This is a genomic window from Agromyces cucurbitae, from assembly GCF_058349945.1.
Genome location: NZ_JBYRES010000001.1, coordinates 872,541 through 896,421, shown reverse-complemented (window position 1 = coordinate 896,421; position 23,881 = coordinate 872,541). Strand labels below are relative to the sequence as shown.

The following is a 23,881-nucleotide window of genomic DNA, read 5'->3' as shown; positions in this document are numbered from 1 at the left end:
TTTGCATGGATTGATGTTCCGAGGAGGATCCCGATGTCGACGGTGGCAGAACAGATGGTCGCCACACTCTCAGCGAGCGGCGTGCGCCGTATCTACGGCATCCCGGGTGATTCGCTCAACGGCTTCACCGACGCCCTGCGCAAGGACGGCACCATCGAGTGGGTGCACGTGCGGCACGAGGAGGCAGGCGCGTTCGCGGCCGCGGCCGACGCCGCCACCACGGGCGAGCTGGCCGTCACGGTCGGGAGCGCTGGACCGGGCAATCTCCATCTGATCAACGGCCTCTTCGACGCGAACCGCTCACGGGTACCCGTGCTCGCGATCGCCGCCCACGTGCCCACCGCCGAGATCGGCACCGCGTACTTCCAGGAGACGCATCCGCAGGAGCTCTTCCGTGAGGCGTCCGTGTACGCCGAGTACGTGGCGAGCCCGAGCCAGATGCCGCACGTGCTCGAGGTCGCGATGCGCACCGCGATCGAGAAGCGGGGCGTCGCGGTCGTCGTGATCCCCGGAGACGTGGCACTGGCCCCGTCGATGACCGACCGGGCATCGACCATCACGCCGAGCATCTCGCACGTCGTGCCCGCGCAGGGCGAGATCGTCCGTGCGGCCGAACTGCTCGATGCCGGGCGCCGCGTGACCATCCTCGCCGGCGCGGGGACCGCGGGCGCGCACGACGAGGTGGTCGCGCTCGCCGACGCGCTGGGTGCGCCGATCGTCCACGCGATGCGCGGCAAGGAGTACATCGAGTACGACAACCCGTTCGACGTCGGCATGACCGGGCTGCTCGGCTTCGCCTCCGGCTACCGGGCCATGGAGCGCGCGGACACGCTGCTGATGCTGGGAACCGACTTCCCGTACCGCCAGTTCTATCCCGAGAACGCGACGACGATCCAGGTCGACATCCGCGGCGAACAGCTCGGGCGTCGGCACCCGGTCGACCTCGGGTTGGTCGGCAGCGTGAAGGACACCGCCGCCGCGCTGCTCCCGCTGCTCACCCGCAAGACGGATCGACGCCACCTCGACGAGTCGCGAGACCACTATCGACGCACCAGGGCCAAGCTCGACGACCTCGCCACGCCCTCGAAACGAGGCAAGCCGATCCACCCCCAGTACCTCGCCCGGCTCATCGACGAGGCCGCCGACGACGATGCGATCCTGATCCCCGATGTCGGCTCCCCGGTCGTCTGGGCCGCCCGTTACCTCACGATGAACGGACGCCGACGGATGATCGGCTCCTTCGCGCACGGCTCGATGGCCAATGCGCTGCCGCACGCGATCGGCGCACAGGCCGCGCATCCGGATCGACAGGTCATCGCCCTCGCGGGCGACGGCGGCCTGACCATGCTGCTCGGCGAGCTCATCACGCTCACGCAGAACGAGCTGCCCGCGAAGATCGTGGTCTTCAACAACTCCTCGCTCAACTTCGTCGAGCTCGAGATGAAGGCGGCGGGCTTCGTCAACTACGGCACCGACCTCGTGAACCCGGACTTCGCCGAGGTGGCGCGCGCGCTCGGCGTCTACGCGCGCCGCGTCGAGCGCTCCGAAGACCTCCCCGAGGCCCTCGCCGACGTCATCGCGCACGACGGTCCGGCCCTCCTCGACGTGGTCACCGAGCGCCAGGAGCTGTCGATGCCGCCGACCATCACGGCCGAGCAGATCAAGGGCTTCACGCTCTATGCGCTCCGCACCGTCCTCTCGGGGCGCGGCGACGAGCTCGTCGACCTCGCCAAGGCGAACGCGCGCCAGCTGTTCTGAGCCGGACGGTCGGCCGGCGCGGCGCGCCACGGCTCGGGCTGCGAGGCGATGGCCCGGATGCCGCGACAGCGGTGGCCGCGCGCGACTCCGTCACTGCTCCGCTGGGCGGAGCAGTGACGGAGTCTCGCGAAGGTCGCCGCCTCAGGCGCCCGCGAATGCCGCGCGCACCTCGTCGTGCGGCAGCGCGTGGCTCGCGTGGCCCTCGCGCCCGACCGTGTCGCGCGCGGCGACGAGGGCGTTGAGCACCGCCTCCTCGGTCGCCTCGACGACCGCCGCGTAGAACGGGTCGATGCTCCCCCATGCGACGTGCTCGAGCTGCTCGACGCCGATGCCGCCGTTCCGCATGCGCGAGGTCAGCGCCCCGTGGTTCGCCGTCGAGAAGGCGAGGAAGATGTCGCCCGAGAAATGGCTGCCGGTCGTGCCCGTGCGGGCGAGGCCGAGCGGCACGCGGCGCGCGAGGGCGCGGCACTGGTCGGGCAGCAGTGGCGCGTCGGTCGCGACGACGACGATGACGCTGCCGGCGCCCGGCACCGCCCGCGGGGCTGCCGCGCCGCCGACGCCGGGGGCATCCGCGGCACCCGCGTTCACCAGGTCGCGCTCGAACCAGTCGGTCGTCTCAATCGGGTTCGGCGCCTGCGAGTCGCGTCCGAGCGTGCGCCCGGCGACGCGCAGCTCCCTGCGCGACCCGAAGTTCGCCTGCAGCAGCACGCCGACCGTCCAGCTGCGGTCACCCGATCGCACGATGCGCGAGGCCGTGCCCGTGCCACCCTTGAATCCGTAGCAGTTCATGCCCGTCCCGCCGCCGACGTTCCCCTCGGCGATCGGGCCGGCGGCCGCGGCATCCAGCGCCTCGATCGCATGCTCGGGGGTCACCGTGTCGGCGTTGATCGAGTTGAGGTAGCCGTCCCACGTCTCGCCGATGACGGGCAGCATCCACTGCGCGGCCGTCGCCGGGTCGTGCTCGGCCATCCACCGGTCGATGCCGCGGTGCACGGCGCCGACCGCGTGCGAGTTCGTGATCGCGATCGGCGTCTGGAACTGGCCGGCCTCCTCGATCCAGCTGCGGCCGGTGAGCTCGCCGTTGCCGTTGAGCACCGCCACGCCGGCCGCGCAGGGCACGCCGGGCGCCGCCGCGCCGCGCGGGAGGATCGCCGTCACGCCGGTGCGCGCGACGACCGGTTCGTCGCCGACGATCGTCGCGTACCCGACCTCGAGGCCGGGCACATCGGTGATCGCGTTCCATCGCCCCGGCTCGCCGTCGAAGGGGATGCCGAGGTCGCGGGCGCGGGGTGCTGCGGTGGGGCGGTCGATCACTGCGGGTCCTTCGGTGATTCGTCGTGGTCGGCGGCTGCATCGGCCTCGCGGCGGGCGTCGCCGGCCTCGCCGGCGGCATCCCCGCCGAGGTCGCAGTCGAGCGCGAGCTCGGCGTACCGCACCGTGCACTCGAGGTAGCGGCCGCGCTCCCAGTTGTCGGGGTTCAGCAGGTAGAGGTCGTACGCGTCCTCGAGGGCGACGAGGTTCGAGGCGATCATGTCGGCCGGCATGCGCGGGCGGAACGCGCCGAGCGCGACGCCGACCTCGATGTTCGTGCGGTACAGCGCGACCTGGCGCTCGAGCAGCACCGCCATGTGCAGCCGGTACTGCGGGTGGTCGCGCAGGGTGGCGGATGCCTCGTAGGTGATACGCAGGTCGTCGCTGATGACCTCGGGGATGCCGGCCTCGATGGTCGCGCGCAGACGCTCGACCGGGTCGGTGATGCCGTCGACGAGTGCGTGACGCCGCTCGATGAACTCGTCGATCGCGCCGCGCACGGCGGTCTCGACGAGGTGGTCGAAGCTGTCGAAGTGATAGAGCACGCTGCCGGAGCTCACCTCGGCCCGCTCGGCGACCGACCGCACGCTCGCACCGGCGATGCCGCGCTCGCTGATGACCTGGCTCGCCGCGCGGAGCAGGTCGCGTTTGCGCTGCTGCACCTTCTCTGCCGCCACTACTGGACCTCCGCGTTCTCCGGGTCGACGCTGCGTTCCGGCTCTACGACGGTAACCGACTGGGTGAGGGCGGCGTAGCGCTCGGGCGCCCGCCGCTGCATGACGAGGCCGACCACGATGCCGACGACGAAGACGGCCGGCACGCACCCGATGAGCGCCCAGTTCACGACGGGATCGGTGAAGCCCGAGACGAGGTCGAAGTTGGCGATGATCACGATGAACGCGACGAGCAGTCCGACGGCGCCGAGCACGGGCGCGACGAGCACCCGCCACACGCCGTAGCCGCGGCGGTCCTTCCAGAAGAAGCCGATCACCGAGACCGCGGCGACGCCCTGGGCGAAGATGAGGCCCGCCACGCCGATGGCGTAGGTCCACAGGCCGAGCCCGAGGAACGGGTCGGCGCCGGACAGCGCACCGGCGAGCACCGCGATCAGGCAGATCACCGTGAGCGTGATGCTCGCGACGTGCGGCGACCGCATGCGCGGGTGGGTGCGGGCGAGCGGTGCGGGCAGCAGGCGCTCGCGCCCGAGCGAGAACAGGTACCGAGAGCACGCGTTGTGGAACGCGAGGGTGCAGGCGAAGAAGCTCGTGACGATGAGCACCTCGAGCACGACCCCGGCCCAGGCGCCGAGCGCGTTCTCGCCGGCGATGAACTGCATCTCCTCGAAGTTCTCGGAGTTGGCGAGCGCGATGACGCCGTCGGCACCGAAGGCGACCGTGAGCGCCCAGAAGGTGAAGGCGTAGAAGATGCCGAGGAACGCGATCGCGATGTACGTCGCCCGCGGCACCGTGCGGTCGGGGTCCTTCGCCTCCTCGGCGTAGATGACGGTGCCTTCGAAGCCGAGGAACGCCCCGAAGCCGAACACGAAGAGCGCGCTCGCACCCGCCGCGAAGAACACGTTCTTCGGATCGAACGACGCCGCCGTCGCCTCGCCGATGGTGCCGCCGTTCTGCACGATGATCGCGACCGCGATGATGAGCAGGATGGCGATCTCGGCGCTCAGCAGCACCGCGAGCACCTTGGCGCCGACGTCGATGCGGCGGTAGCCGAGGTAGCCGATGACGAGCACCGAGACGACCGACCAGACGCCCCACGGCAGGTCGAACCCGAAGAGGTTCGTGAACGTGAGGTTCGCGTAGAAGCCGAGCAGGGCGTAGAAGCAGATGCACAGGAACGCGTAGGCGACGATCGTCGTGAAGGCGACTCCGATGCCCACGGGCTTGCCGAGGCCGGCGGCCGCGTACGCGTAGAAGGCGCCGGTGTTGCGCACGAAGCGCGACATCGCGGTGAACCCGATCGCGAACAGGATGAGCACGACGCCGCTCGCGAGCATCGCGCCCGGTGCGCCGACGCCGCCGACGAGGAAGGCGAGCGGCGCCGAGCTCACCGCGACGGTGAGGGGCGCGGCTGCGGAGACGACGAAGAAGACGATGTCGAAGGTGCCGAGCCTGCCCGTGGCGAGGGCGCCGTTCTGGGTGGCGTCGGCGGGAGTGGTGGTCATGCGGGGGAACCTCCTTGGCACAGCGTTGTGAGATGAGGACTGAACAACCGTATCGTTTTCGAATCCTGTGTCAAGCACTGCTTGATATGAATGCCTCATCGAGATCTATACGATTGTGCAGAGTCAACCTCGCCTCGAGCGTTTCCCCCGCTCGCGGCATCCGCATCAAATGAATTGATCTGCTGGACCGAAGACATGTATTGGCGCGATCGAGCGCGCTGCGCTTGACTCGTCTCGCGATCGGTCGACCCGGCGCGACGATGCGTCGCCGGCCCGCGAATCCCCCGAGCCATGACGGACAGAGGAGTCCTCGATGAGCGTGCAACTGGAGACCTCGAACTTCCGCGCCCAGCACTTCCGCAAGACGCTGGGCCGCGCCGACATCGTGCTGATGTCGATCAGCGCGATCATCGCCATCGACACGATCGCCCTCATCGCGGGCGCCGGCGCCGAGGCGTTCACGTGGACGCTCGTGATCGGCATCACCTTCCTGTTCCCGTACGCGCTCGTCATCGCCGAGCTCGGCAGCGCCTTCCACGAGGAGGGCGGCCCGTTCGTGTGGGTGCGCCTCGCCTTCGGCAAGGCGACGGCGGCCGTCGCGACGATGTTCTACTGGATCACCAACCCGCTGTGGATGGGCGGTTCGCTCGTCTTCATCTCGGCGGCGGCCTGGGACGCGTACATCGCTCCGCTCGCCCCCGGCAGCATCGGCGACTACGTGTTCAAGATCGCGTTCATCTGGCTCGCGATCGCGACGGCCGTGATCGGCCTGAACTACGGCAAGCACATCCTCGCGGCCGGCGCGATCGTCAAGGTCGGCCTGCTGGCGATCTTCGTCGTCACGGTCGTGCTCTACGGCATGCAGTACGGCATCAACGGCTTCGCCGCGGGCGACTTCTCGCCGACGACGGCCGGTTTCCTCGCCGTGACCCCCGTCATCCTCTTCGCCGTCGTGGGCTTCGAGGCGCCGAACGGCGCCGCCGAGGAGATGCGCAACCCGCAGCGCGACGTGCCGCGCGCGATCGCCGCCTCGGGCACGATCTCGATGCTCTGCTACCTCGTGCCGATCTTCGCGCTGCTCGCGGTCGTGCCGGCCGACAAGATCGAGGGCGCCGGCGGCTTCCTCGAGGCCCTTCGCGAGGTGTTCCGGGTCTACGGCGGAGCATCCGAGCCGGTGATGGCCGTCGCCGCGCTGCTCTTCGTCTTCATCGCCTTCACGCAGGCGAGCGCCTGGATGATCGCCTCCGACCGCGTGCAGGCCGCCGCCGGCGCCGACGGCGCGTTCTTCCGCTACTTCGGCAAGTTCTCCGAGCGCCTCGGCACCCCCGTGCGCATGAACCTGCTCAGCGGCATCGTCGCGACCGTCTTCTGCCTCGCGGCGACCGTGCTGCTCGAGGGCAGCGCCGCGACGATCTTCACGATCGTGCTCATCGTCGCGATCTCGACCCTGCTGCTCTCGTACCTCGTGATCTTCCCGACCGTCGTCGTGCTGCGCCGCAAGTACGCCGACGTCGAGCGCCCGTTCCGGGTGCCGGGCGGCAAGGCCGGCCTGTGGGTGTGCTTCGCGGTCATCTACGCGTGGGTGCTGCTGGGCTCGTGGGTCGCCGTCTTCCCGGGTACGCTCGAACCCCTCCTCGGCATCGACTACGACTTCGTCGACGTCTGGGGCGTCGACCGGCTGACCTTCGAGCTCTTCACGATCGGCACCCTCGTCGTCATCGCCCTGCTCGCGATCGTCGGCTACCTGTGGCAGCGCAGCCGCGACCGGGCCGCCGACCTCGACGTGATCGACGAGCTCGACGCCCTCGAGAAGACCGCCTCATGAACTCGAACACACTGATCGACCTGGATACGGAGAACACAGTGACCGACCTCGCCACCCCGACCCTGCGGCGGGTGCACCCGCTCGACCCGCTCGGCGCCGACGAGATCCTCGCCGCGCGCGACCTGCTCGTCGCCGAGGGTCGGCTCGGTGCGACGGTGCGCGTCGCGTACCTCTCGCTCAAGGAGCCCGCGAAGCGACTCGTCGCGGCGGCGCTTGCGGCGAGCGGGGATGCCGCGAGCGGGACCGCGCCGCATGGCGAGGCGCCGCACCGCGAGGCCCGCGTCATCCTGCTCGACACCGCGACGGGCGAGACCACTGATCTCGTGCTCGACCTCACCGCCGGCGCGATCACCGCGTCGGTCGCGGTCGACCCGGCCGTCGCGGGGCAGGCACCCGTGCTGCTCGAGGAGTTCGACGCGATCGAGGAGATCCTCGCCGCCGACGAGGGCTGGATCGCCGCCCTCGCCTCGCGCGGACTCACGCCCGAGCGGGTGCGCGTCGCGCCGCTCTCGGCCGGCATCTTCGACTACCCCGGCGAGGAGGGCAAGCGCCTGCTGCGCGGCCTCGCGTTCGTCGAGCGCGAGCCCGGCGACTACGCCTGGGGCCACCCGGTCGACCAGCTCGTCGCCTTCGTCGACATGATCGAGCGCCGCGTCGTGCGCATCATCGACGACGGGCCCGCCGAGATCCCGCTCGACAACGGCAACTTCGAGGACCCCGAGCTCACGGGCCCGCTGCGCACCGACCTCAAGCCGCTCGTCATCACCCAGCCCGAGGGGCCGAGCTTCACGCTCGACGGCAACGTGCTCAGCTGGCAGAAGTGGGACCTGCACGTCGGCTTCGACGCGCGCGAGGGCCTCGTGCTCAGCCGCATCGGGTTCGACGACCGGGGGCGCCGCCGCTCGATCATCGACCGCGCGTCGATCGCCGAGATGGTCGTGCCGTACGGCGACCCCGCGCCGTACCGGTCGTGGCAGAACTACTTCGACACGGGCGAGTACCTCGTCGGCCGCGACGCGAACTCGCTCGAGCTCGGCTGCGACTGCCTCGGCGAGATCACCTACCTGACGCCCGTCGTCGCCGACGACTGCGGCAACCCGCGCGAGATCCCGCAGGCGATCTGCATCCACGAGGAGGATTTCGGCCTGCTCTGGAAGCACACCGACGGCTGGGCCGGCCACAAGTCGACCCGCCGCCAGCGCCGCCTCGTCGTGAGCTTCTTCACGACCGTCGGCAACTACGACTACGGGTTCTACTGGTACTTCTACCTCGACGGCACCATCGAGTTCGAGGCGAAGGCGACGGGCATCGTGTTCACCGCGCGCTACCCGGGCGAGGGCTACCCGTACGCGTCGCAGATCGCGCCCGGACTCGCCGCGCCGTACCACCAGCACCTGTTCTGCGCGCGGCTCGACATGGCCGTCGACGGCGACGCGAACGCCGTGCACGAGCTCGACCTGCAGCGCGTGCCGAAGGGCGAGGGCAACCCGCACGGCAACGCGTTCACCCGTTCGCGGCGCGTGCTCGCGAGCGAGGCCGACGGGCGCCGCAAGGCCGACGGCTCGGTGGGCCGGGTGTGGGAGATCGTCAACACCGAGAAGACGAACGTCGTCGGCGAGCCCGTCGCGTACACGCTCTTCCCCGAAGGCCAGCCGACGCTCGCCGCGGCCGACGACTCGTCGATCAGCCGCCGCGCGGCGTTCGCGACCGAGCACCTGTGGGTCACCCGCTTCGCCGAGGACGAGCGCTACCCCGCGGGCGACTTCGTGAACCAGAGCATCGGCTCGCCGGGCCTGCCCGAGTACGTCGCGGCCGACCGCTCGATCGACGGCGAAGACGTCGTGCTCTGGCACAGCTTCGGCCTCACCCACTACCCGCGCGTCGAGGACTGGCCGATCATGCCCGTCGACTACACGGGCTTCACGCTGAAGCCCACGGGATTCTTCGACCAGAACCCGGCGCTCGACGTGCCGCCGTCGCAGCCCGCCGCCGGGCACTGCGGTGCGGAGGGCGACGCCTGCCACTGCTGACGGCCGACGGCTGAGGGCCACGAGCGGTGGGTCGGCGGGGTGCGTACACCCCCGCCGGCCCGCCACGCCGTTGCGAATTGCAGCAGCATGGGGCCGATGGGGTCGCTATTCGGGGGCATCGGCCCCATGCTCCTGTAATACGTTCGGGATGCCGCCACCCGCGCACGGGAATCCGCCCAGATGCCTCGGGATGCCGCCACCAGCGCCCGCCGGCGAACGGTGCGCGCGCGGCACCCTCGACGACCCGACCACGTCGAGTCCTACGCCCGCGGCGCACCGAACAGCTCCCGCGCGAGGCTTGCGACGACCCGCGCCCGCGCCGTCGGCCGCACCCCGGCGACCCGCACGAGGCACACGTCGAGCGGTGGCACCTCGTCGGCGATCGGCACGGCGGCGAGCTCTCCGCCGTCGTAGGTCTGCGGCGAGCGCGGCACCTGGTTGAGGATCGAGTACCCCTGCCCGCGGGCGACGAGCGAGCGCACGGTCTCGTAGCTGCGCGAGCTGTAGCGGATCTGCGGTTCGACCCCGGCCGCGGCCAGCATGCCGAGGAAGTACTCGCGCGAGTGCGGCATGTCGAGCAGCACGAGGTCGAGCCCGGCGAGCTCGGCGAGCTCGATGCGCTCGCGTGCGGCGAGCGGGTGCCCGGCCGGCAGGATCACGTGCGGCGGCGCCGAGTAGAGGTGGTCGAACGCGAGGTCGTGCAACTGCCCGAAGTCGTACGCGATCGCCGCCTCGACCGAGCCGTTGAGCAGCATCGCGACGGTGCCGTCGGCGTCGGCCTCGATGACCTCGATGCGCAGGTGCGGGTGCTCGGCCTCGACACGCGAGATGAGCGTGGGCAGCACGAACGGGGCGATGGTCACGAAGCACGCGAGCCGCAGCGTGCCGCGCACGTCGTAGTGGTGACCCCGCACCGCTTCGGCCATCTCGTCGACCTGCGCGAGCAGCGAGTGGGCGTCGCGCAGCAGCTGCTCGCCGGCCTCGGTGAGGGCGAGACCCTTGCTGCGCTGGCGCACGAAGAGCTGCACGCCGAGCGTGCGCTCGAGCTGCGCGATCGCGGTCGAGACGGCCGACTGCGCGACGTGCAGGTCGACCGAGGCCTCGGTCATCGAGCGCTTCGTCGCGGCCGCGACGAAGTACCGCAGCTGCACGAGGGTCAGGTCTGATCGGCCGAGTCGAGCCATGCGACGAGTGTATCAATCGATCTGATGCACTGCCTCAGCATTGTCTGGTTTACAGATGCTACGGCCTTTCCTAGCCTGATTCCACCGGTGAAGGCGCCGGTCGGAATGGAGTTTCGGGATGTCGAGTCACGAGGTCGACGTGGTCGTCGTCGGCGCAGGCCAGGCGGGGATCGCGATGAGCGAGCACCTGGGCGCGCGAGGAATCTCGCACGTGGTGCTGGAGCGCGATCGCATCGCCGAACGCTGGCGCACCGGGCGCTGGGACTCGCTCGTCGCGAACGGCCCGGCCTGGCACGACCGGTTTCCGGGGCTCGAGTTCGAGGGTCTCTCCCCCGACGCGTTCGCGGCGAAGGACCGCGTCGCCGAGTACTTCACCGAGTACGCGCGCATGATCGCCGCCCCCGTGCGCACGGGCGTCGAGGTGCGCTCGGTGCGCCGACGCGAGGGCGCGCCCGGCTTCGACGTCGACACGACCGACGGCTCGTACCGCGCCCGCTTCGTCGTCGCCGCGACGGGCCCCTTCCAGAAGCCCGTCATCCCCGAGCTCGTGCCCGCGACGAGTCCGGTGCACCAGCTGCACTCGAGCGGGTACCGCAACCCGCAGCAGCTGCCCGACGGCGGCGTGCTCGTGATCGGCGCCGGCTCGTCGGGCGTGCAGATCGCCGACGAGCTGCGCGCCTCGGGCCGCCGGGTGCACCTCGCGGTCGGCCCGCACGACCGCCCGCCGCGCGCCTACCGCGACCGCGACTTCTGCTGGTGGCTGGGCGTGCTGGGCAAGTGGGATGCCGCGGCGCCCGCGGCCGGCGCCGAGCACGTCACGATCGCCGTGAGCGGGGCGCACGGCGGGCACACGGTCGACTTCCGCAAGCTCGCCGCCGACGGCATCACGCTCGTGGGCCGCGCGGCGGCGTACGACGACGGCGTCATGCGGTTCGCCCCCGACCTCGCGGCCAACATCGCCCGGGGCGACGCGAACCTGCTGTCGCTCCTCGACGAGGCCGACGCCTACGTCGAGCGCAACGGGCTCGACCTGCCCGAGGAGCCCGAGGCCCGCGTGCTCGGCCCCGACCCCGCGTGCGTGACCGACCCCGTGCTCGAGCTCGACCTCGCCGCGGCCGGCATCACCTCGATCGTGTGGGCGACCGGCTTCGCGGTCGACTACGGCTGGCTCGAGGTCGACGCGTTCGACGAGCGGGGTCGCCCCCGCCACCAGCGCGGCGTCTCGGTCGAGCCGGGCGTCTACTTCCTCGGGCTGCCGTGGCAGTCGCGGCGCGGCTCGAGCTTCATCTGGGGCGTGTGGCACGACGCCAAGTACCTCGCCGACCAGATCGGCATCCAGCAGAGCTACCGCGCCTACGACGAGGCGGCGTCGGCAGCTGCGAGCGCCGGCGACGCGGCATCCGCCCCAGAACCCGCAGGCACCGTCGAAGCGGATGCCGCCGCCGAAGCCGCGCCGACCGCCGACGCCGCACCCGCCGACGCCCTCACCACGACAGGAGCCCTCCGTTGACCACCCACACCCGCATCCGGCCCTTCAACACGAAGGTCACCTACCCCGAGCAGAACCTCGACAACGACCTCTGCCAGGCCGTCGTCGCGGGCGGCGTCGTGTACCTGCGCGGCCAGATCGGGCAGGACCTCGAGACGCGCGAGTCGGTCGGCATCGGCGACGTCGAGGCGCAGGCCGAGCGGGCCATGGCGAACATCGCGATGCTGCTCGAGGAGGCCGGGTCGTCGCTCGACGACATCGTGAAGGTCGTCGTCTACCTCATCGACCCGCGCTACCGCGAGCCCGTCTACCGGGTCATGGGCAGGTGGCTCAAGGGCGTCTTCCCGGTGTCGACGGGGCTCGTCGTGAGCGCGCTCGCGCGCCCCGAATGGCTCGTCGAGATCGACGCGACCGCCGTCATCAGCGGCACGCGCACCGCGGCCGACGGCACGGATGCCGCCACCGAGGGCGGCGCGGCATGACCTTCTCGATCGTCGCGAGGGATGCCTCGGGTGCCATCGGCTCCGCGATCAGCTCGTCGTCGCCCGCGGTCGCGGCCCGGTGCGTGCACCTCGCCGACGGGGTCGGCGGCGTCAACTCGCAGAACGTGACCGACCCGCGGCTCGGGCCCGCCGTGCTCGAGCGGCTCGCCGCCGGAGACTCGGCCGCCGAGGCGCTCGCCGCGGTCGTCGACGGTCGCGAGCACGTCGAGTTCCGGCAGCTGCTCGTCGTCGACGCCGAGGGCCGCACCGCGGTGCACTCGGGGCAGCGCGCGCTCGGCGTCTTCGCCGACGCGCAGGCCGCCGGAGCGCATGGCGAAGGGGTCGCCGCGGGCGGCAACATGCTCGCCTCGGCCGAGGTCCCGCAGGTGATGGTCGACGCGTTCCTCGCGAGCGAGGGCGACCTCGAGGTGCGCCTCGTCGCCGCGATGCGGGCAGCGATCGACGCGGGCGGCGAAGCCGGTCCCGTCCATTCGGCCGGTCTCTCGGTCGTGCGCGGCGACGGCTGGCGGGTCACCGACCTGCGCGTCGACTGGGTCGACGACGACCCGATCGGCGAGCTCGAGCGACTCGTCGAGGTGTGGCTGCCGCAGCGCGACGACTACGTCACGCGCGCCCTCGACCCGTCGGCCGCGCCGTCGTACGGAGTGCCGGGAGATGAGTGAGCCGGTGCTCGAGGACCTCCGCGCCGAGACGAGCCGGCGCGTCGCCGCGATGAAGCTCGCGGCCGACGCGGCGGTGGCCGAGGCATCCCCCTCGCTCATCGCCCTCTCGGAGACGCTGCACGCGCACCCCGAGACGGCCTGGCAGGAGCACCGCGCCGCCGGCTGGGTCGGCGACGCGCTCGACGCGGCCGGGTTCCGGGTGACGCCCGCCTACCTCGGCTTCGAGACGGCGCTGCTCGCCGAGGCGGGCTCGGGCCCGGTGACGATCGGCATCATGGCCGAGTACGACGCGCTGCCCGGCCTCGGGCACGCGTGCGGGCACAACCTCATCGCGGCGAGCGCGGTCGGCGCCGGCCTCGCGCTCGCGCGGGTGGCCGACGAGCTCGGGCTCACGGTGCGGGTGTACGGCACGCCGGCCGAAGAGGGCGGCGGCGGCAAGATCGAGCTCATCGAGGCGGGTGCGTTCGGCGACCTCGACCTCGCGATGATGGTGCACCCCGGCCCCGTCGACGTCGCCGAGGCGCGCCCGTTCGCGGTCTCGCACAGCCACGTCGCCTACGACGGCGCCTCGGCGCACGCGGCGGCCTACCCCGACGAGGGCGTCAACGCGAACGACGCGTTCGTCATCGCGCAGGTCGCGATCGGGATGCTGCGCCAGCAGCTGCCCACCGACACGAGGGTGCACGGCATCCAGACCCTCGGCGGGTTCGCGCCCAACGCGATCCCCGAACGCACCGAGGGCCGCTGGTACACGCGGGCGAACACGCTCGCCGAGCTCGAGGTGCTCGAGGAGCGGGTGCGTCGCTGCTTCGAGGCGGGCGCGCTCGCGTCGGGGGCGAGCCTCACGATCACCCCCGAGTCGAAGCCGTACGCCGAGTTCCGCACCGACGAGCGGGCGCTCGCGGCGTACCGGGCGAACGCCCTCGACCGCGGGCGCGTCTTCGCCGACCCGCTCGTGGCCGGACGCATGAACCGCGCCTCGACCGACATGGGCAACGTGTCGCAGGTCGTGCCGGCGATCCACCCCTACGTCGGGGTCGATTCGCTGCCGCACACCAACCACCAGAAGGAGTTCGCGGCAGCGTGCGTCGGCGCCGCCGCCGAACGCGCCCTCGTCGACGCGGCCGTGCTCATGGCGTGGACCACGATCGACGTCGTCGCCGCGAACGCCGCCAGCCCGAACACCCCCGCCTCGAACACCCGGGAGCACGCATCATGACCACCACCGACAGCATCACCTCCGACCGCGCCGACGCCGAGGGCGGCACGACCGACTGGGCGGCACGCAGCCGCGAACTCGCCATCGACGGCCGCGCCGTCATCGACGGCCGCCGGGTGGATGCCGCGGAGGGCGGCACCCTTCCCGTGATCAGCCCGGGCTCGCTCACGCAGCTGGGCGAGCTCGCCGCAGGCACCGAGCGCGACGTCGACGTGGCGGTCGACCACGCCCGCCGGGCCTTCGACGACGGCCGCTGGAGCCGCGCCGACGCGGCCGAACGTGGGCGCGTGCTCGTGCGCCTCGCCGACCTCATGATGGAGCACCTCGACGAGCTCGCCCTGCTCGAGACGCTCGACTCGGGCAAGCCGATCGCGCAGACCCGGGTCGTCGACGTGCCGGGCGCCGCGGCGACGTTCCGCTGGTACGGCGAGCTGGCCGACAAGCGGTTCGACGAGATCCCGTCGACCCCGCCCGGATCGACCGCGCTCGTGCGCCGGGTGCCGCTCGGCGTCGTGGGCGCGATCGTGCCGTGGAACTACCCGCTCGAGATCGCCGGGTGGAAGCTCGCCCCGGCCCTCGCCTCGGGCAACTCGGTCGTGCTGAAGCCCGCGACCGAGACCTCGCTCACTGCCCTGCGGCTCGCCGACCTCGCGCTCGAGGCGGGCATCCCCGCGGGCGTGCTCAACGTCGTCCCGGGTCGCGGCTCGACCGTCGGCGGGCGCATCGCGCGGCATCCCGGCATCGACGTGCTCGCGTTCACGGGCTCGACCGCGGTCGCCAAGCAGCTCATGGTCGACGCCGGCACCTCGAACATGAAGCGCGTCGCGCTCGAGGCGGGGGGCAAGAGCTCGAACCTCGTCTTCGCCGACGCCGACCTCGAGCTCGCCGCCGCGAAGGCCGCCTTCGGCGCGTTCTACAACCAGGGCCAGGTGTGCTCGGCGAACTCGCGCATCCTCGTCGAGCGCAGCGCGCACGACGCGTTCGTGCAACTTCTGGCCGAGGCATCCCGCGCGTACGAGCCGAGCGACCCGCTCGCGGGTGCCGACGGCAACGGCAGCCTCATCAGCCGCGCGCACGCCGACGAGGTCGGCGCGGCGATCGCCCTCGCAGCCGGCGACGGCACGCTCGTGTCAGGCGGCGAGCGCGTGACGATCACGGGGTCCGACGCGTACCTGCGCCCGGCGATCGTGACCGGCCTCGGCGCCGACCACGAGCTGCACCGGGTCGAGGTCTTCGGGCCGCTCGTCGCGGTGCTGCCGTTCGACGACGAAGACGAAGCGGTGCGACTCGCGAACGCGACCGACTACGGCCTCGCCGCGTCGCTGTGGACCACCGACCTCGCCCGCGCGCACCGCGTCTCGGAGCGGCTCGTCGCCGGCACCGTCTCGGTCAACACGGTCGACGCGCTCGGGCTGACGACGCCGTTCGGAGGGTTCCGCCAGTCGGGCTTCGGCCGCGACCTCTCGCGCCACGCGCTCGACAACTACACCGACTGGAAGACGACGTGGTTCCAGTGGGGGTGAGCGTGAGCCGCGTCGCTCGCGCCGAGCCGGTGCGCCCGCTTCGTGCAGGAACGAACAAGGTCGCCGCGGGCACCGGCAAGACCGCGGCGACGTCGGGTGCGAGGCTGGCTGCCTGCCCACTGCACCGATTCCCTGATCCGACGACGTGAGCCGCCCATGACGACCATCGCAGCCATCGCCGAAGCGCGCGCCGCCCACGCGCACGTATCGGCGCCGCGCACCCGGCGGACGACCACCTCGCCGGCCGCGTGGGCCGCGCGAGCGGCGATCACCGCGGTGGCGGTGCTCTGCGTCGGCATGCACCTGTGGCTCGCCGTCGCCGCGCCCGACTGGCGCTCGCTCGCCATGCTCGGGCTCGCCGCGGCCTGCGCTGCGTGCCTGCTGCATCGCGGCCGCACGGCCCTGCCCTCGACGGGCGAATGGGGCCTCATGGCGGTGGCGGCGCTCATGATGCTCGTCATCCACCTCTCGGGCGCGGGCGTCGGCGGGCACCACGGTGCGCCGGCGGTGGCCATCGGCGCGGATGCCTCGGCCGGGGTCGGCACGGGGTCGGCGACGGCCGGCGTGCACGAGGTCGCGGGCGTGATCGCGGCGGCCGAGTTCGGCGTCGCGATGCTCGCGCTCGCGATCGGCGGTGTTCGACGCCGCGCCGCGCGCCGCAGCCATCGCTGAGCGGGCTCCGGGCGGGGCGGTGTCGCGGCTCGGGGTCGTCGTTCCGACCTCTGCCGGTTGCGCCTCATCGATGAGGCGCAACCGGCATCGGAGCAATTGAGTATCTCCGGCTACCCGCGGCTCCCCGACGTCGTGGAGATTCCGCGGCACCGCGGCCCGATCGACTCGCCGCTCGTCTCCGACCCGACGGCCGGCCTCAGTCCGCGTCGGTGGTCTCCCCTGGCGGCGCCGCGAACGCCTCGAGCGCCTCGACGACCTCGCGCGCGAGCTCGACCTTGCTCGCGGCGACCGCGTCGTCGACCTGCTCGGGCCGCGACGCGCCGACGATCGCCGTGGTGACGGCGGGGTTGTGCAGCACCCACGCGACCGCGAGCTGCGGGATCGAGAGGCCGGCCTGCTTCGCGACGCCGTCGATGCCCCGGATGCGACGCAGGTAGTCGTCGGTCAGCGCCGAGCCGTCGAGGAACCGGCTGTTCGCCGCCCGCGAGTCGGCGGGCACCGTGCCGTCGAGGTACTTCGCGGTCAGCAGGCCCTGCGCGAGCGGCGAGAAGACGGCGCTGCCGACCCCGAGCTCGGTGAGCAGCGGAAACAGCTCGGCCTCGGGTGCACGGTCGAACAGCGAATAGCGCGGCTGGTGCAGCAGCATCCGCACGCCCTCACCCGCGAGCAGGTCGTACGCCTGCCGCGCGAGCGGCGCCGGGTAGTTCGAGATGCCGACGTACAGCGCCTTGCCGCTGCGCACGATGTCGACGAGCGCCTGCATCGTCTCTTCGAGCGGGGTCTCGGGGTCGGGGCGGTGCGAGTAGAACACGTCGACATGGTCGGTGCGCATGCGGGTGAGGCTCTGCTCGAGCGAGCGGACGAGGTACTTGCGCGAGCCGCCGTCGCCGTACGGCCCCGGCCACATGTCGTAGCCCGCCTTGGTCGAGACGAAGAGCTCGTCGCGGTAGCGCCCGAGGTCGGTCTCCAGCACGTTGCCGAACGTCGTCTCGGCCGCGCCGTACGGCGGCCCGTAGTTGTTCGCGAGGTCGATGTGCACGACGCCGCGGTCGAAGGCGTGCAGCATGATTCGCCGCTGGCTCGCGATCGAGCGATCGCGGCCGAAGTTCTGCCAGAGCCCGAGCGAGACGCGCGGAAGTCGCACGCCGCTCGCGCCCGCCCGGCGGAACGGCACGTCGTCGTAGCGGGTCGCAGCCGCCGTGTGCGGCGTCACGAGTCGGGGGTCGTCGGCGGGGATGGGCATGGGGCTCCTCGGCATGATGGGGTTCACCGAGACGCTACTGGAGGCCGCCCACGCCATGACCTCGCACCACCCCCCGAAGGGGGTGCATTTCGTGCCGATTCCCGTTTATCATCCCGGCATGGGAACTCTGTATTACGGCGACTCGCAGACTCCTATCGGCATCGAGGATCGCGCACTCGCCCATCTGAAGGTTGCACTCATCACCAAGCTGCGCCGTGGCGAGAGCTTCACGCTCTCGTGGCAGCACCCCGACGATCAGCCCCGCGGCCGGTCGACCGTCTGGATGCACCCGACCATTCCGCTGCGGTTCGTCTTCGAGACGCCCGAGCGCCCCGAGCTCAACAAGGAGTGGATCAACGACCTCATGCTGTCGGCCAATTCGACCGGCGGCGTGCTGCTCGTGCCCGAGCATCTCGACACATCGTCGATCGCCGTCGTGCCCGACCGGCCCCCGGGTACGGACGTCGACGTGCACCAGCTCGTCGGCTCGGTGCAGCTCGACCGCGCGAGAGAAGACGCCTCGCCCGCCTCGTGACCCACGTCGCACGACTCTCGACGACCGGGGTCAGGCGAGCTGCGTCACGAACGTGAGCTGCGAGCCGTCCTCCTCGATGAGCGGGCCGAGTGCGGCATTGAACACCGCCCCGTACGGCGCCGCGAGGTGGTCGGCGAACGCCGCGGCATCCCGGTACGCCTCGGTCACGATGAAGCGGCGACCCGCCGGCGCCGGGCCGGGCGTCACCGCGACCGTCGCGCCTGCGTCGAGCACGGGCGGCACGGCGACCCGGTGCGGCGTGAACTCGAGGCATCCGGGTTCGCGTCGCACGTCGTCGGTGAGCGCGAGAAGGAGGCGCTCGACCTCCTCCTCGCGCCCGGGCAGGGCGGTGAACTCGGCGATGAGCCGCACCGGCCGCTCCCGAGCGGCATCCGCCCGCGTCATCCCTGCGATGCCCCCGTCATGATCGCGACCGCATCGGTCATCGAGTGCGACTCGGGCGTGATCGTCGCGGCGCGCTTGCCGAGCCGCTGGATGTGGATGCGGTCGGCCACCTCGAACACGTGCGGCATGTTGTGCGAGATGAGGATGACGGGGATGCCCTGGTCGCGCAGCCGCTTGACGAGCTCGAGCACCTGGTTCGACTCGCGCACGCCGAGCGCGGCGGTCGGCTCGTCGAGCACGACGACCTTCGACCCGAACGCCGCGGCGCGAGCGACGGCGACGGCCTGGCGCTGGCCGCCCGAGAGGTTCTCGACCGGCACGGTGACGTCCTGCAGGGTCGAGATGCCGAGCGAGGTGAGCTGCGCGCGCGCCTGCTGCCGCATGCCCTTCTGGTCGACGACCCGGAACACCGAACCGAGGATGCCCTTCTTGCGCACCTCGCGACCGAGGAACAGGTTCGACGCGACGTCGAGCGCGGGCGAGACGGCGAGGTTCTGGTAGACCGTCTCGATGCCGGCGGCGCGCGCGTCCTGCGGGCGCTTGAAGTGCACGGGCTGTCCGTCGAGCAGCAGCTCGCCCTCGTCGGGCACGTAGGCGCCCGTGAGGCACTTGATGAGCGTCGACTTGCCGGCGCCGTTGTCGCCGATGACGGCGAGCACCTCGCCGGGGTAGAGCTCGAGGCTGACGCCGTCGAGTCCGACGACCCGGCCGAACGTCTTCACGAGGCGGCGGGCCTGCAGCACCGGGGTGCGCGTCTGGGTTCCCGACGAGGCGGGCGTTGCGGTGGTCATTTGCGTACCTTCCGAATCCACTGGTCGACCGAGACGGCCACGATGATGAGCACGCCGACGGCGAAGGTCTGCCAGAGCACGTCGAGCCCGGCGAGCGAGAGCCCGTTGCGGAACACGCCGACGATGAGCGCGCCGAGCAGGGTGCCCCACACGGTGCCGCGACCGCCGAAGAGGCTCGTGCCGCCGATGACGACGGCCGTGATCGAGTCGAGGTTGAGCTCGGCGCCCGCGTTCGGCGAGGCGGCGTTGGTGCGTCCGATCTGGATCCACGCGGCGAGCGCGAGGATCGCCCCGGCCGCGAGGTAGACGCTCATGAGCACGCGGCTCACGCTGATGCCGGCGAGGCGCGCGGCCTCGGGGTCGTCGCCGACCGCGTAGACGTGGCGGCCCCAGGCGGTCTTCGACAGGATGAGCGCGACGACCACGTAGAGCAGCAGCATGAGCAGCACGCCGACGGTGAAGTTGACGCCGCCGATGTCGAATGTCGAGCCCGTCCAGGTGAGGAGCTCGGGCATCTCGCCGCCGCGCACCGTGGCGCCGCCCGAGTAGAGCAGCGTGAGCGCGACGAAGATGCTGAGCGTGCCGAGTGTGACGATGAAGGGCGGCAGCTTGAGCCGGGTGACGAGCGCGCCGTTGAGCGCGCCGGCGGCGAGCCCGACGACGAGGCCGAGCACCAGCGCGATCACGGCGGGCACGCCCTGGTTGACGCTGGTCTGCGCGATCACCATCGAGCTCAGCACCATGGCCGCACCGACCGAGAGGTCGATGCCCGCGGTGAGGATGACGAGCGTCTGCGCGACGGCGAGGGTGCCGACGACGGCGACCTGCTGGGTGATGAGCGAGAGGTTCGCGGGGTTCAGGAACCGGTCGTTGAGCAGTCCGAAGACGATCACCGCGATGACGAGCACGATCGCCGGGCTGATCGCCGGGTATCGGTGCAGGACGTTGCGGATGCGGCTGAGGGGCGTGGAGCGGTCGAGGAACTCCTCGGCCAGGTCGAGCGCCGAGGTCGGCGGCCCGCTGGTGGGCTGGGCCGGCGCCGCGGGCGCCGGTTCGGTGGTGTGCTGACTCACGTTGAGACTCCGTCGTGTCGGTCGGTGCGGTGGTGCGAGGGGCGGGATGCCGCGGAGCGGCGTCGCCCGGGCGGTCGGTGCGGGCCGGGGAGGAGCGGGATGCCGCAGCATCCGTCACCCGACCCGCACCGGGTTCAGGCGGCTGGCGCGATCAGCCCCAGCAGATCTCGCCGGCCTCGGAGGTGTCGATCGACTCGACGCCGTCCTGGGGGTCGTCGGTGACGAGGGCCACGCCGGTGTTGAAGAAGTCGAGGCCGTCGGTGGTCTCGGGCTTCTCGCCGGTCTTCACGAGGTCGAAGATCGCCTGCACGCCGAGGTCGGCCATCTTCACCGGGTACTGCTGGCTCGTCGCGCCGATCACGCCGTCGGCGACGTTCTGCACGCCGGCGCAGCCGCCGTCGACCGAGACGACGATCAGGTCGTCGGTCGCACCGGCGGCCTTGAACGCCTGGTACGCGCCGTACGCGGCGGGCTCGTTGATCGTGTAGACGACGTTGATGTCGGGGTTCTTCGAGAGCAGCGTCTCGGCCGCGGTGCGGCCGCCGTCCTCGGCGCCCTGGGATGCCTCGTTGCCGACGATCTCGTAGTCGCCGCCCGAGTAGCTGCCGGTCGGGTCCTCGTCGCCGTTCGTCTGGTCGTCGGCGAGGTCGATGCCCATGCCGTCGAGGAAGCCCTGGTCGCGGGCCCAGTCGACCGAGACGACCTTGTCGTCGAAGAGGTCGATCATGGCGATCGTCGCCTTCTCGCCGTCGAGCTTCGCAGCGGTCCACTCGCCGATCTCCTGGCCGGCGAGGAAGTTGTCGGTCGCGAACGTGATGTCGGCGGCCTCGGGGTCGGCGGGCGGAGTGTCGAGCGCGATCACGTAGAGGCCGGCGTCGCGGGCCTTCACGAGCGCGTCCTCGACGCCGGGACCGTTCGGGGTGATCAGGATGCCGGCGTCGCCCTTCGAGATCGCGTTCTCGATCGCCTGGATCTGGGTGTCCTCGTCGCCGTCCTCCTTGCCCGCGGCGAGCGTGAGGTCGACGCCGAGCTTGTCGGCGGCGGTCTTCGCGCCGTCCTGCATGGCGACGAAGAACGGGTTCGTCGTCGTCTTCACGATGAGCGAGACGCCGATCTCGTCGTCGGCGCCCGTCGCGCTCGAGCCGTTGCCCGACGCGCAGCCCGTGAGGGCGAGTGCGGCTGCGGCGGTGATCGAGACGCCGGCGATCAGTCGTCGGCGGAGCCCGCCGGTTGCTGCGTGATTCATCGATGAATCTCCTCTGGTGTGGGGGACCCGTTGTCCTCCTGACAACGATGTCAAAGGTAGGTCTAGTCGATCACCCTGTGTATAGTCAAGTCCAACGAGCACATTGGAGACAGAATCGTGACACCGTTGTCAGAGCCGTCGAGTGAAGCGGGCCCGCGCTCCAGGCCCACCATGCGCCACGTCGCCGCCCTCGCGGGCGTCGGCATCAAGACCGTCTCGCGGGTCATCAACGGCGAACCGAACGTGAGCCCCGCGACGATCGCGAAGGTGCGCGAAGCCGCCCGAACGCTCGACTACCAGCCCGATCTGCACGCCGGCAACCTGCGTCGCGCCGACGGCCGCACCCGCACGCTCGGCCTCCTCGTCGGCAGCGTCGACAACCCGTTCTCGGGAGCCGTGCACCGCGCCGTCGAAGACGTCGCGCTCGGCCGCGGCGTCGCGGTCTTCGCGTCGAGCCTCGACGACGACCCCGATCGCGAGCAGGCCACCGTGTCGGCGTTCCTGCGGCGACGGGTCGACGGGCTGATCCTCACGACGGTCTCCGACAGCCAGGCGTACCTCGCGCCCGAGCAGCGCCGCGGCACCCCGATCGTCTTCGTCGACCGCGAGCCGGCCGGCCTCTCCTCCGACGTCGTCGTGAGCGACAACGCCGACGGCGCCGCCGCCGCGACCCGGCACCTCATCGAGCGCGGCCACCGCCGCATCGCCTACCTCGGTGACCGCACGCGCATCCAGACGGCGCGCGAACGACGTCGCGGCTACCTCGAGGAGCTCGGCCGCGCGGGCGTCGCCACGCGCGACCTGCCCATGGTCGACGAGCTGCACGACGAGGCGTCGGCGCGCGCCGCGACGCTCGCCCTCTTCGCGCAGCCCGACCCGCCGACGGCGATCTTCTCGAGCCAGAACCTCGTCACGATCGGCGTGATCCGCGCGCTGCGCGAGCTCGGCCGGCACCGCGACACCGCGCTCGTCGGCTTCGACGACGTGCCGCTCGCCGACCTGCTGGAGCCGGGCGTGACCGTCGTCGCGCAGCAGCCGTACGCGATCGGCCGGGTCGCGGCGGAGCGCATCTTCGCGCGCCTCGACGGCGACGACTCCCCCGCGGCGCGCACCGTCGTCGCGACCGAGCTCATCGAGCGCGGCAGCGGCGAGATCGCGCCGAGAGAGGGCTGACCCGTGCCGACGCAGCGCCCCGAGGCGCATCGCACGCGCGTGGCCGTCATCGGCGACGCGCTCATCGACGAGCTGCGCGACCCGACCGGCGCGCGCGAGTTCGTCGGCGGAGCCGCCCTCAACGTGGCCGTCGGGCTCGCGCTGCTCGGCGACGAGGTCACCCTCGTCGCCATGGTCGGCGACGACGAGCCGGGGCGGCGCATCCGCGCCTACCTCGACGACTACGGCGTGCGACTCGTGGCGAGCCCGTCGCCGCACGGCTCGTCGCGAGCGATCTCCGACCGGCGCGACGGCGAGCCCCGCTACGAGTTCAACGAGGCCGCCCGGCACCGCGCGCTGCGCTTCGACCCGGCGACGCTCGCCGCGATCGACGACGCCGACCTCGTGGTCGTGAGCTGCTTCCCGTTCGACGACGCCGGGCAGGTCGCGTCGCTCGTCGACGCGATCGGCCGCCCCGAGCAGCGGCTCGTCGTCGACGGCAACCCGCGCGCCGGCATGCTGCGCGACCGCGCCGGCTTCACCGCGGCGTTCGAGGCGGTCGCCGCTCGCGCGCTCCTCGTGAAGGTCGGCGACGAAGACGCCGACCTCCTGCTCGGCACGAGCCTCGACGCGTTCGTCGACCGGCTGCGCGGCGCGCCCCCGCGCCCGTCGGCGGGTGGAGCCGACGCGACCCCGGCGCCCGGCGATCCCGATGCCGACGCAGTCCCGGCAACCGGCGATCCCGATGCCGGGCGCCGACGCCTGCGCCCCCTCGCCGTGCTCGCGACCGCCGGCCGAGACGGGGCCGCTGTGCACCACGGCGACCTGCACGTGCACGCCGGCATCGTGCCGCTGCCGGGCCCCGTCGTCGACACGATGGGCGCCGGCGACGCGACACTCTCGGCCGTCGCGCACCACATCGGCACGCGCGGACTGCCCCGCGACGAGGCATCCTGGTCGCTCGCGCTCAATGCCGCGATGACGATCGCGGCCGCGACGGTGCGCCACGAGGGTGCGCTGCTGCGCGTGCCGCACACGGTCGGCGCGGCCGACTCGTTCGGCAGCTGAGCCGCACCTCCTC

At 71.8% G+C, this 23,881-nt stretch carries 20 protein-coding genes and 1 pseudogene; 12 read left to right on the top strand and 9 right to left on the bottom strand.

Annotated elements, in window-relative coordinates:
• Positions 1-33 precede the first annotated feature (33 nt).
• Positions 34-1,758 carry a ubiquinone-dependent pyruvate dehydrogenase gene (poxB, locus tag AC3RJ6_RS04215; protein WP_491425615.1) on the top strand — a complete coding sequence of 575 codons (1,725 nt, stop codon included), beginning with the start codon at positions 34-36 and terminating at the stop codon, positions 1,756-1,758.
• 141 nt (positions 1,759-1,899) lie between these two features.
• Here the strand turns inward: poxB and AC3RJ6_RS04210 are convergent, their stop codons facing one another.
• From AC3RJ6_RS04210 to AC3RJ6_RS04200, 3 genes are read right to left on the bottom strand one after another with little or no spacing between them, the layout of a single operon-like run.
• Entirely contained in the window at positions 1,900-3,072 is a 1,173-nt protein-coding gene (locus tag AC3RJ6_RS04210; RefSeq protein ID WP_491425614.1) for a DmpA family aminopeptidase, read from the bottom strand.
• Complete coding sequence (locus AC3RJ6_RS04205) at positions 3,069-3,746, bottom strand: TetR/AcrR family transcriptional regulator (RefSeq protein ID WP_491425613.1); 678 nt, start codon at positions 3,744-3,746, stop codon at positions 3,069-3,071. The genes AC3RJ6_RS04210 and AC3RJ6_RS04205 overlap by 4 nt, the downstream gene beginning before the upstream one ends.
• Complete coding sequence (locus AC3RJ6_RS04200; protein ID WP_491425612.1) at positions 3,746-5,248, bottom strand: APC family permease; 1,503 nt, start codon at positions 5,246-5,248, stop codon at positions 3,746-3,748. Before AC3RJ6_RS04200 ends, AC3RJ6_RS04205 begins: the two co-directional genes overlap by 1 nt.
• A 313-nt stretch (positions 5,249-5,561) precedes the next feature.
• Here AC3RJ6_RS04200 and AC3RJ6_RS04195 point away from each other — a divergent pair, with 313 nt between their 5' ends.
• Positions 5,562-7,073: an APC family permease gene (locus tag AC3RJ6_RS04195; RefSeq protein WP_491425611.1), complete on the top strand. Its 1,512-nt coding sequence runs from the start codon at positions 5,562-5,564 to the stop codon at positions 7,071-7,073.
• On the top strand, positions 7,070-9,103 hold the full coding sequence (locus tag AC3RJ6_RS04190) for a primary-amine oxidase (RefSeq protein WP_491425610.1): 2,034 nt from the start codon (positions 7,070-7,072) through the stop codon (positions 9,101-9,103). The genes AC3RJ6_RS04195 and AC3RJ6_RS04190 overlap by 4 nt, the downstream gene beginning before the upstream one ends.
• Before the next feature lie 260 nt (positions 9,104-9,363).
• On the opposite strand, the gene AC3RJ6_RS04185 is transcribed toward AC3RJ6_RS04190, so the two are convergent.
• The gene (locus AC3RJ6_RS04185; protein WP_491425609.1) at positions 9,364-10,287 is read right to left on the bottom strand and encodes a LysR substrate-binding domain-containing protein; all 924 of its coding nucleotides are present in this window, start codon (positions 10,285-10,287) and stop codon (positions 9,364-9,366) included.
• A gap of 118 nt (positions 10,288-10,405) precedes the next feature.
• Between AC3RJ6_RS04185 and AC3RJ6_RS04180 the strand changes: the two genes are divergently transcribed.
• From AC3RJ6_RS04180 to AC3RJ6_RS04155, 6 genes are all read left to right on the top strand, one after another.
• Positions 10,406-11,797 carry a flavin-containing monooxygenase gene (locus AC3RJ6_RS04180; RefSeq protein ID WP_491425608.1) on the top strand — a complete coding sequence of 464 codons (1,392 nt, stop codon included), beginning with the start codon at positions 10,406-10,408 and terminating at the stop codon, positions 11,795-11,797.
• A complete protein-coding gene (locus tag AC3RJ6_RS04175) occupies positions 11,794-12,258 on the top strand; it encodes a RidA family protein (protein WP_491425607.1) in 465 nt (154 codons plus the stop codon). The genes AC3RJ6_RS04180 and AC3RJ6_RS04175 overlap by 4 nt, the downstream gene beginning before the upstream one ends.
• Positions 12,255-12,941 (top strand): DUF1028 domain-containing protein, encoded by a 687-nt coding sequence (locus tag AC3RJ6_RS04170; protein ID WP_491425606.1) that lies wholly within the window; start codon positions 12,255-12,257, stop codon positions 12,939-12,941. Before AC3RJ6_RS04175 ends, AC3RJ6_RS04170 begins: the two co-directional genes overlap by 4 nt.
• 49 nt (positions 12,942-12,990) lie before the next feature.
• Positions 12,991-14,160, top strand: a complete 1,170-nt coding sequence (locus tag AC3RJ6_RS04165; protein WP_491426225.1) for a M20 family metallopeptidase — start codon at positions 12,991-12,993, stop codon at positions 14,158-14,160.
• Positions 14,157-15,683, top strand: coding sequence for an aldehyde dehydrogenase family protein (locus AC3RJ6_RS04160; RefSeq protein WP_491425605.1), 1,527 nt, complete (start codon positions 14,157-14,159; stop codon positions 15,681-15,683). Before AC3RJ6_RS04165 ends, AC3RJ6_RS04160 begins: the two co-directional genes overlap by 4 nt.
• Before the next feature lie 156 nt (positions 15,684-15,839).
• A complete protein-coding gene (locus tag AC3RJ6_RS04155; RefSeq protein WP_491425604.1) occupies positions 15,840-16,355 on the top strand; it encodes a hypothetical protein in 516 nt (171 codons plus the stop codon).
• Positions 16,356-16,551: 196 nt separating this feature from the next.
• On the opposite strand, the gene AC3RJ6_RS04150 is transcribed toward AC3RJ6_RS04155, so the two are convergent.
• Entirely contained in the window at positions 16,552-17,598 is a 1,047-nt protein-coding gene (locus AC3RJ6_RS04150; RefSeq protein ID WP_491425603.1) for an aldo/keto reductase, read from the bottom strand.
• Between the two features lie 118 nt (positions 17,599-17,716).
• Here AC3RJ6_RS04150 and AC3RJ6_RS04145 point away from each other — a divergent pair.
• A pseudogene (locus tag AC3RJ6_RS04145) lies at positions 17,717-18,016 on the top strand (DUF7882 family protein); the annotation flags it as partial.
• A gap of 147 nt (positions 18,017-18,163) precedes the next feature.
• Here AC3RJ6_RS04145 and AC3RJ6_RS04140 read toward each other — a convergent pair.
• From AC3RJ6_RS04140 to AC3RJ6_RS04125, 4 genes are all read right to left on the bottom strand, one after another.
• The gene (locus tag AC3RJ6_RS04140) at positions 18,164-18,505 is read right to left on the bottom strand and encodes a putative quinol monooxygenase (protein WP_491425602.1); all 342 of its coding nucleotides are present in this window, start codon (positions 18,503-18,505) and stop codon (positions 18,164-18,166) included.
• Between the two features lie 29 nt (positions 18,506-18,534).
• A complete protein-coding gene (locus AC3RJ6_RS04135; RefSeq protein WP_491425601.1) occupies positions 18,535-19,329 on the bottom strand; it encodes an ATP-binding cassette domain-containing protein in 795 nt (264 codons plus the stop codon).
• Positions 19,326-20,402 (bottom strand): ABC transporter permease, encoded by a 1,077-nt coding sequence (locus AC3RJ6_RS04130; protein ID WP_491425600.1) that lies wholly within the window; start codon positions 20,400-20,402, stop codon positions 19,326-19,328. Before AC3RJ6_RS04130 ends, AC3RJ6_RS04135 begins: the two co-directional genes overlap by 4 nt.
• A 151-nt stretch (positions 20,403-20,553) precedes the next feature.
• Positions 20,554-21,648, bottom strand: coding sequence for a substrate-binding domain-containing protein (locus tag AC3RJ6_RS04125; protein ID WP_491425599.1), 1,095 nt, complete (start codon positions 21,646-21,648; stop codon positions 20,554-20,556).
• A gap of 171 nt (positions 21,649-21,819) precedes the next feature.
• On the opposite strand from AC3RJ6_RS04125, the gene AC3RJ6_RS04120 reads away from it, so the two are divergent.
• Together AC3RJ6_RS04120 and AC3RJ6_RS04115 are read left to right on the top strand one after the other, a co-directional pair.
• Positions 21,820-22,821, top strand: coding sequence for a LacI family DNA-binding transcriptional regulator (locus tag AC3RJ6_RS04120; protein WP_491425598.1), 1,002 nt, complete (start codon positions 21,820-21,822; stop codon positions 22,819-22,821).
• A 3-nt stretch (positions 22,822-22,824) separates the two neighbouring features.
• Positions 22,825-23,868: a PfkB family carbohydrate kinase gene (locus AC3RJ6_RS04115; protein ID WP_491425597.1), complete on the top strand. Its 1,044-nt coding sequence runs from the start codon at positions 22,825-22,827 to the stop codon at positions 23,866-23,868.
• The last annotated feature ends 13 nt before the right edge of the window (positions 23,869-23,881 follow it).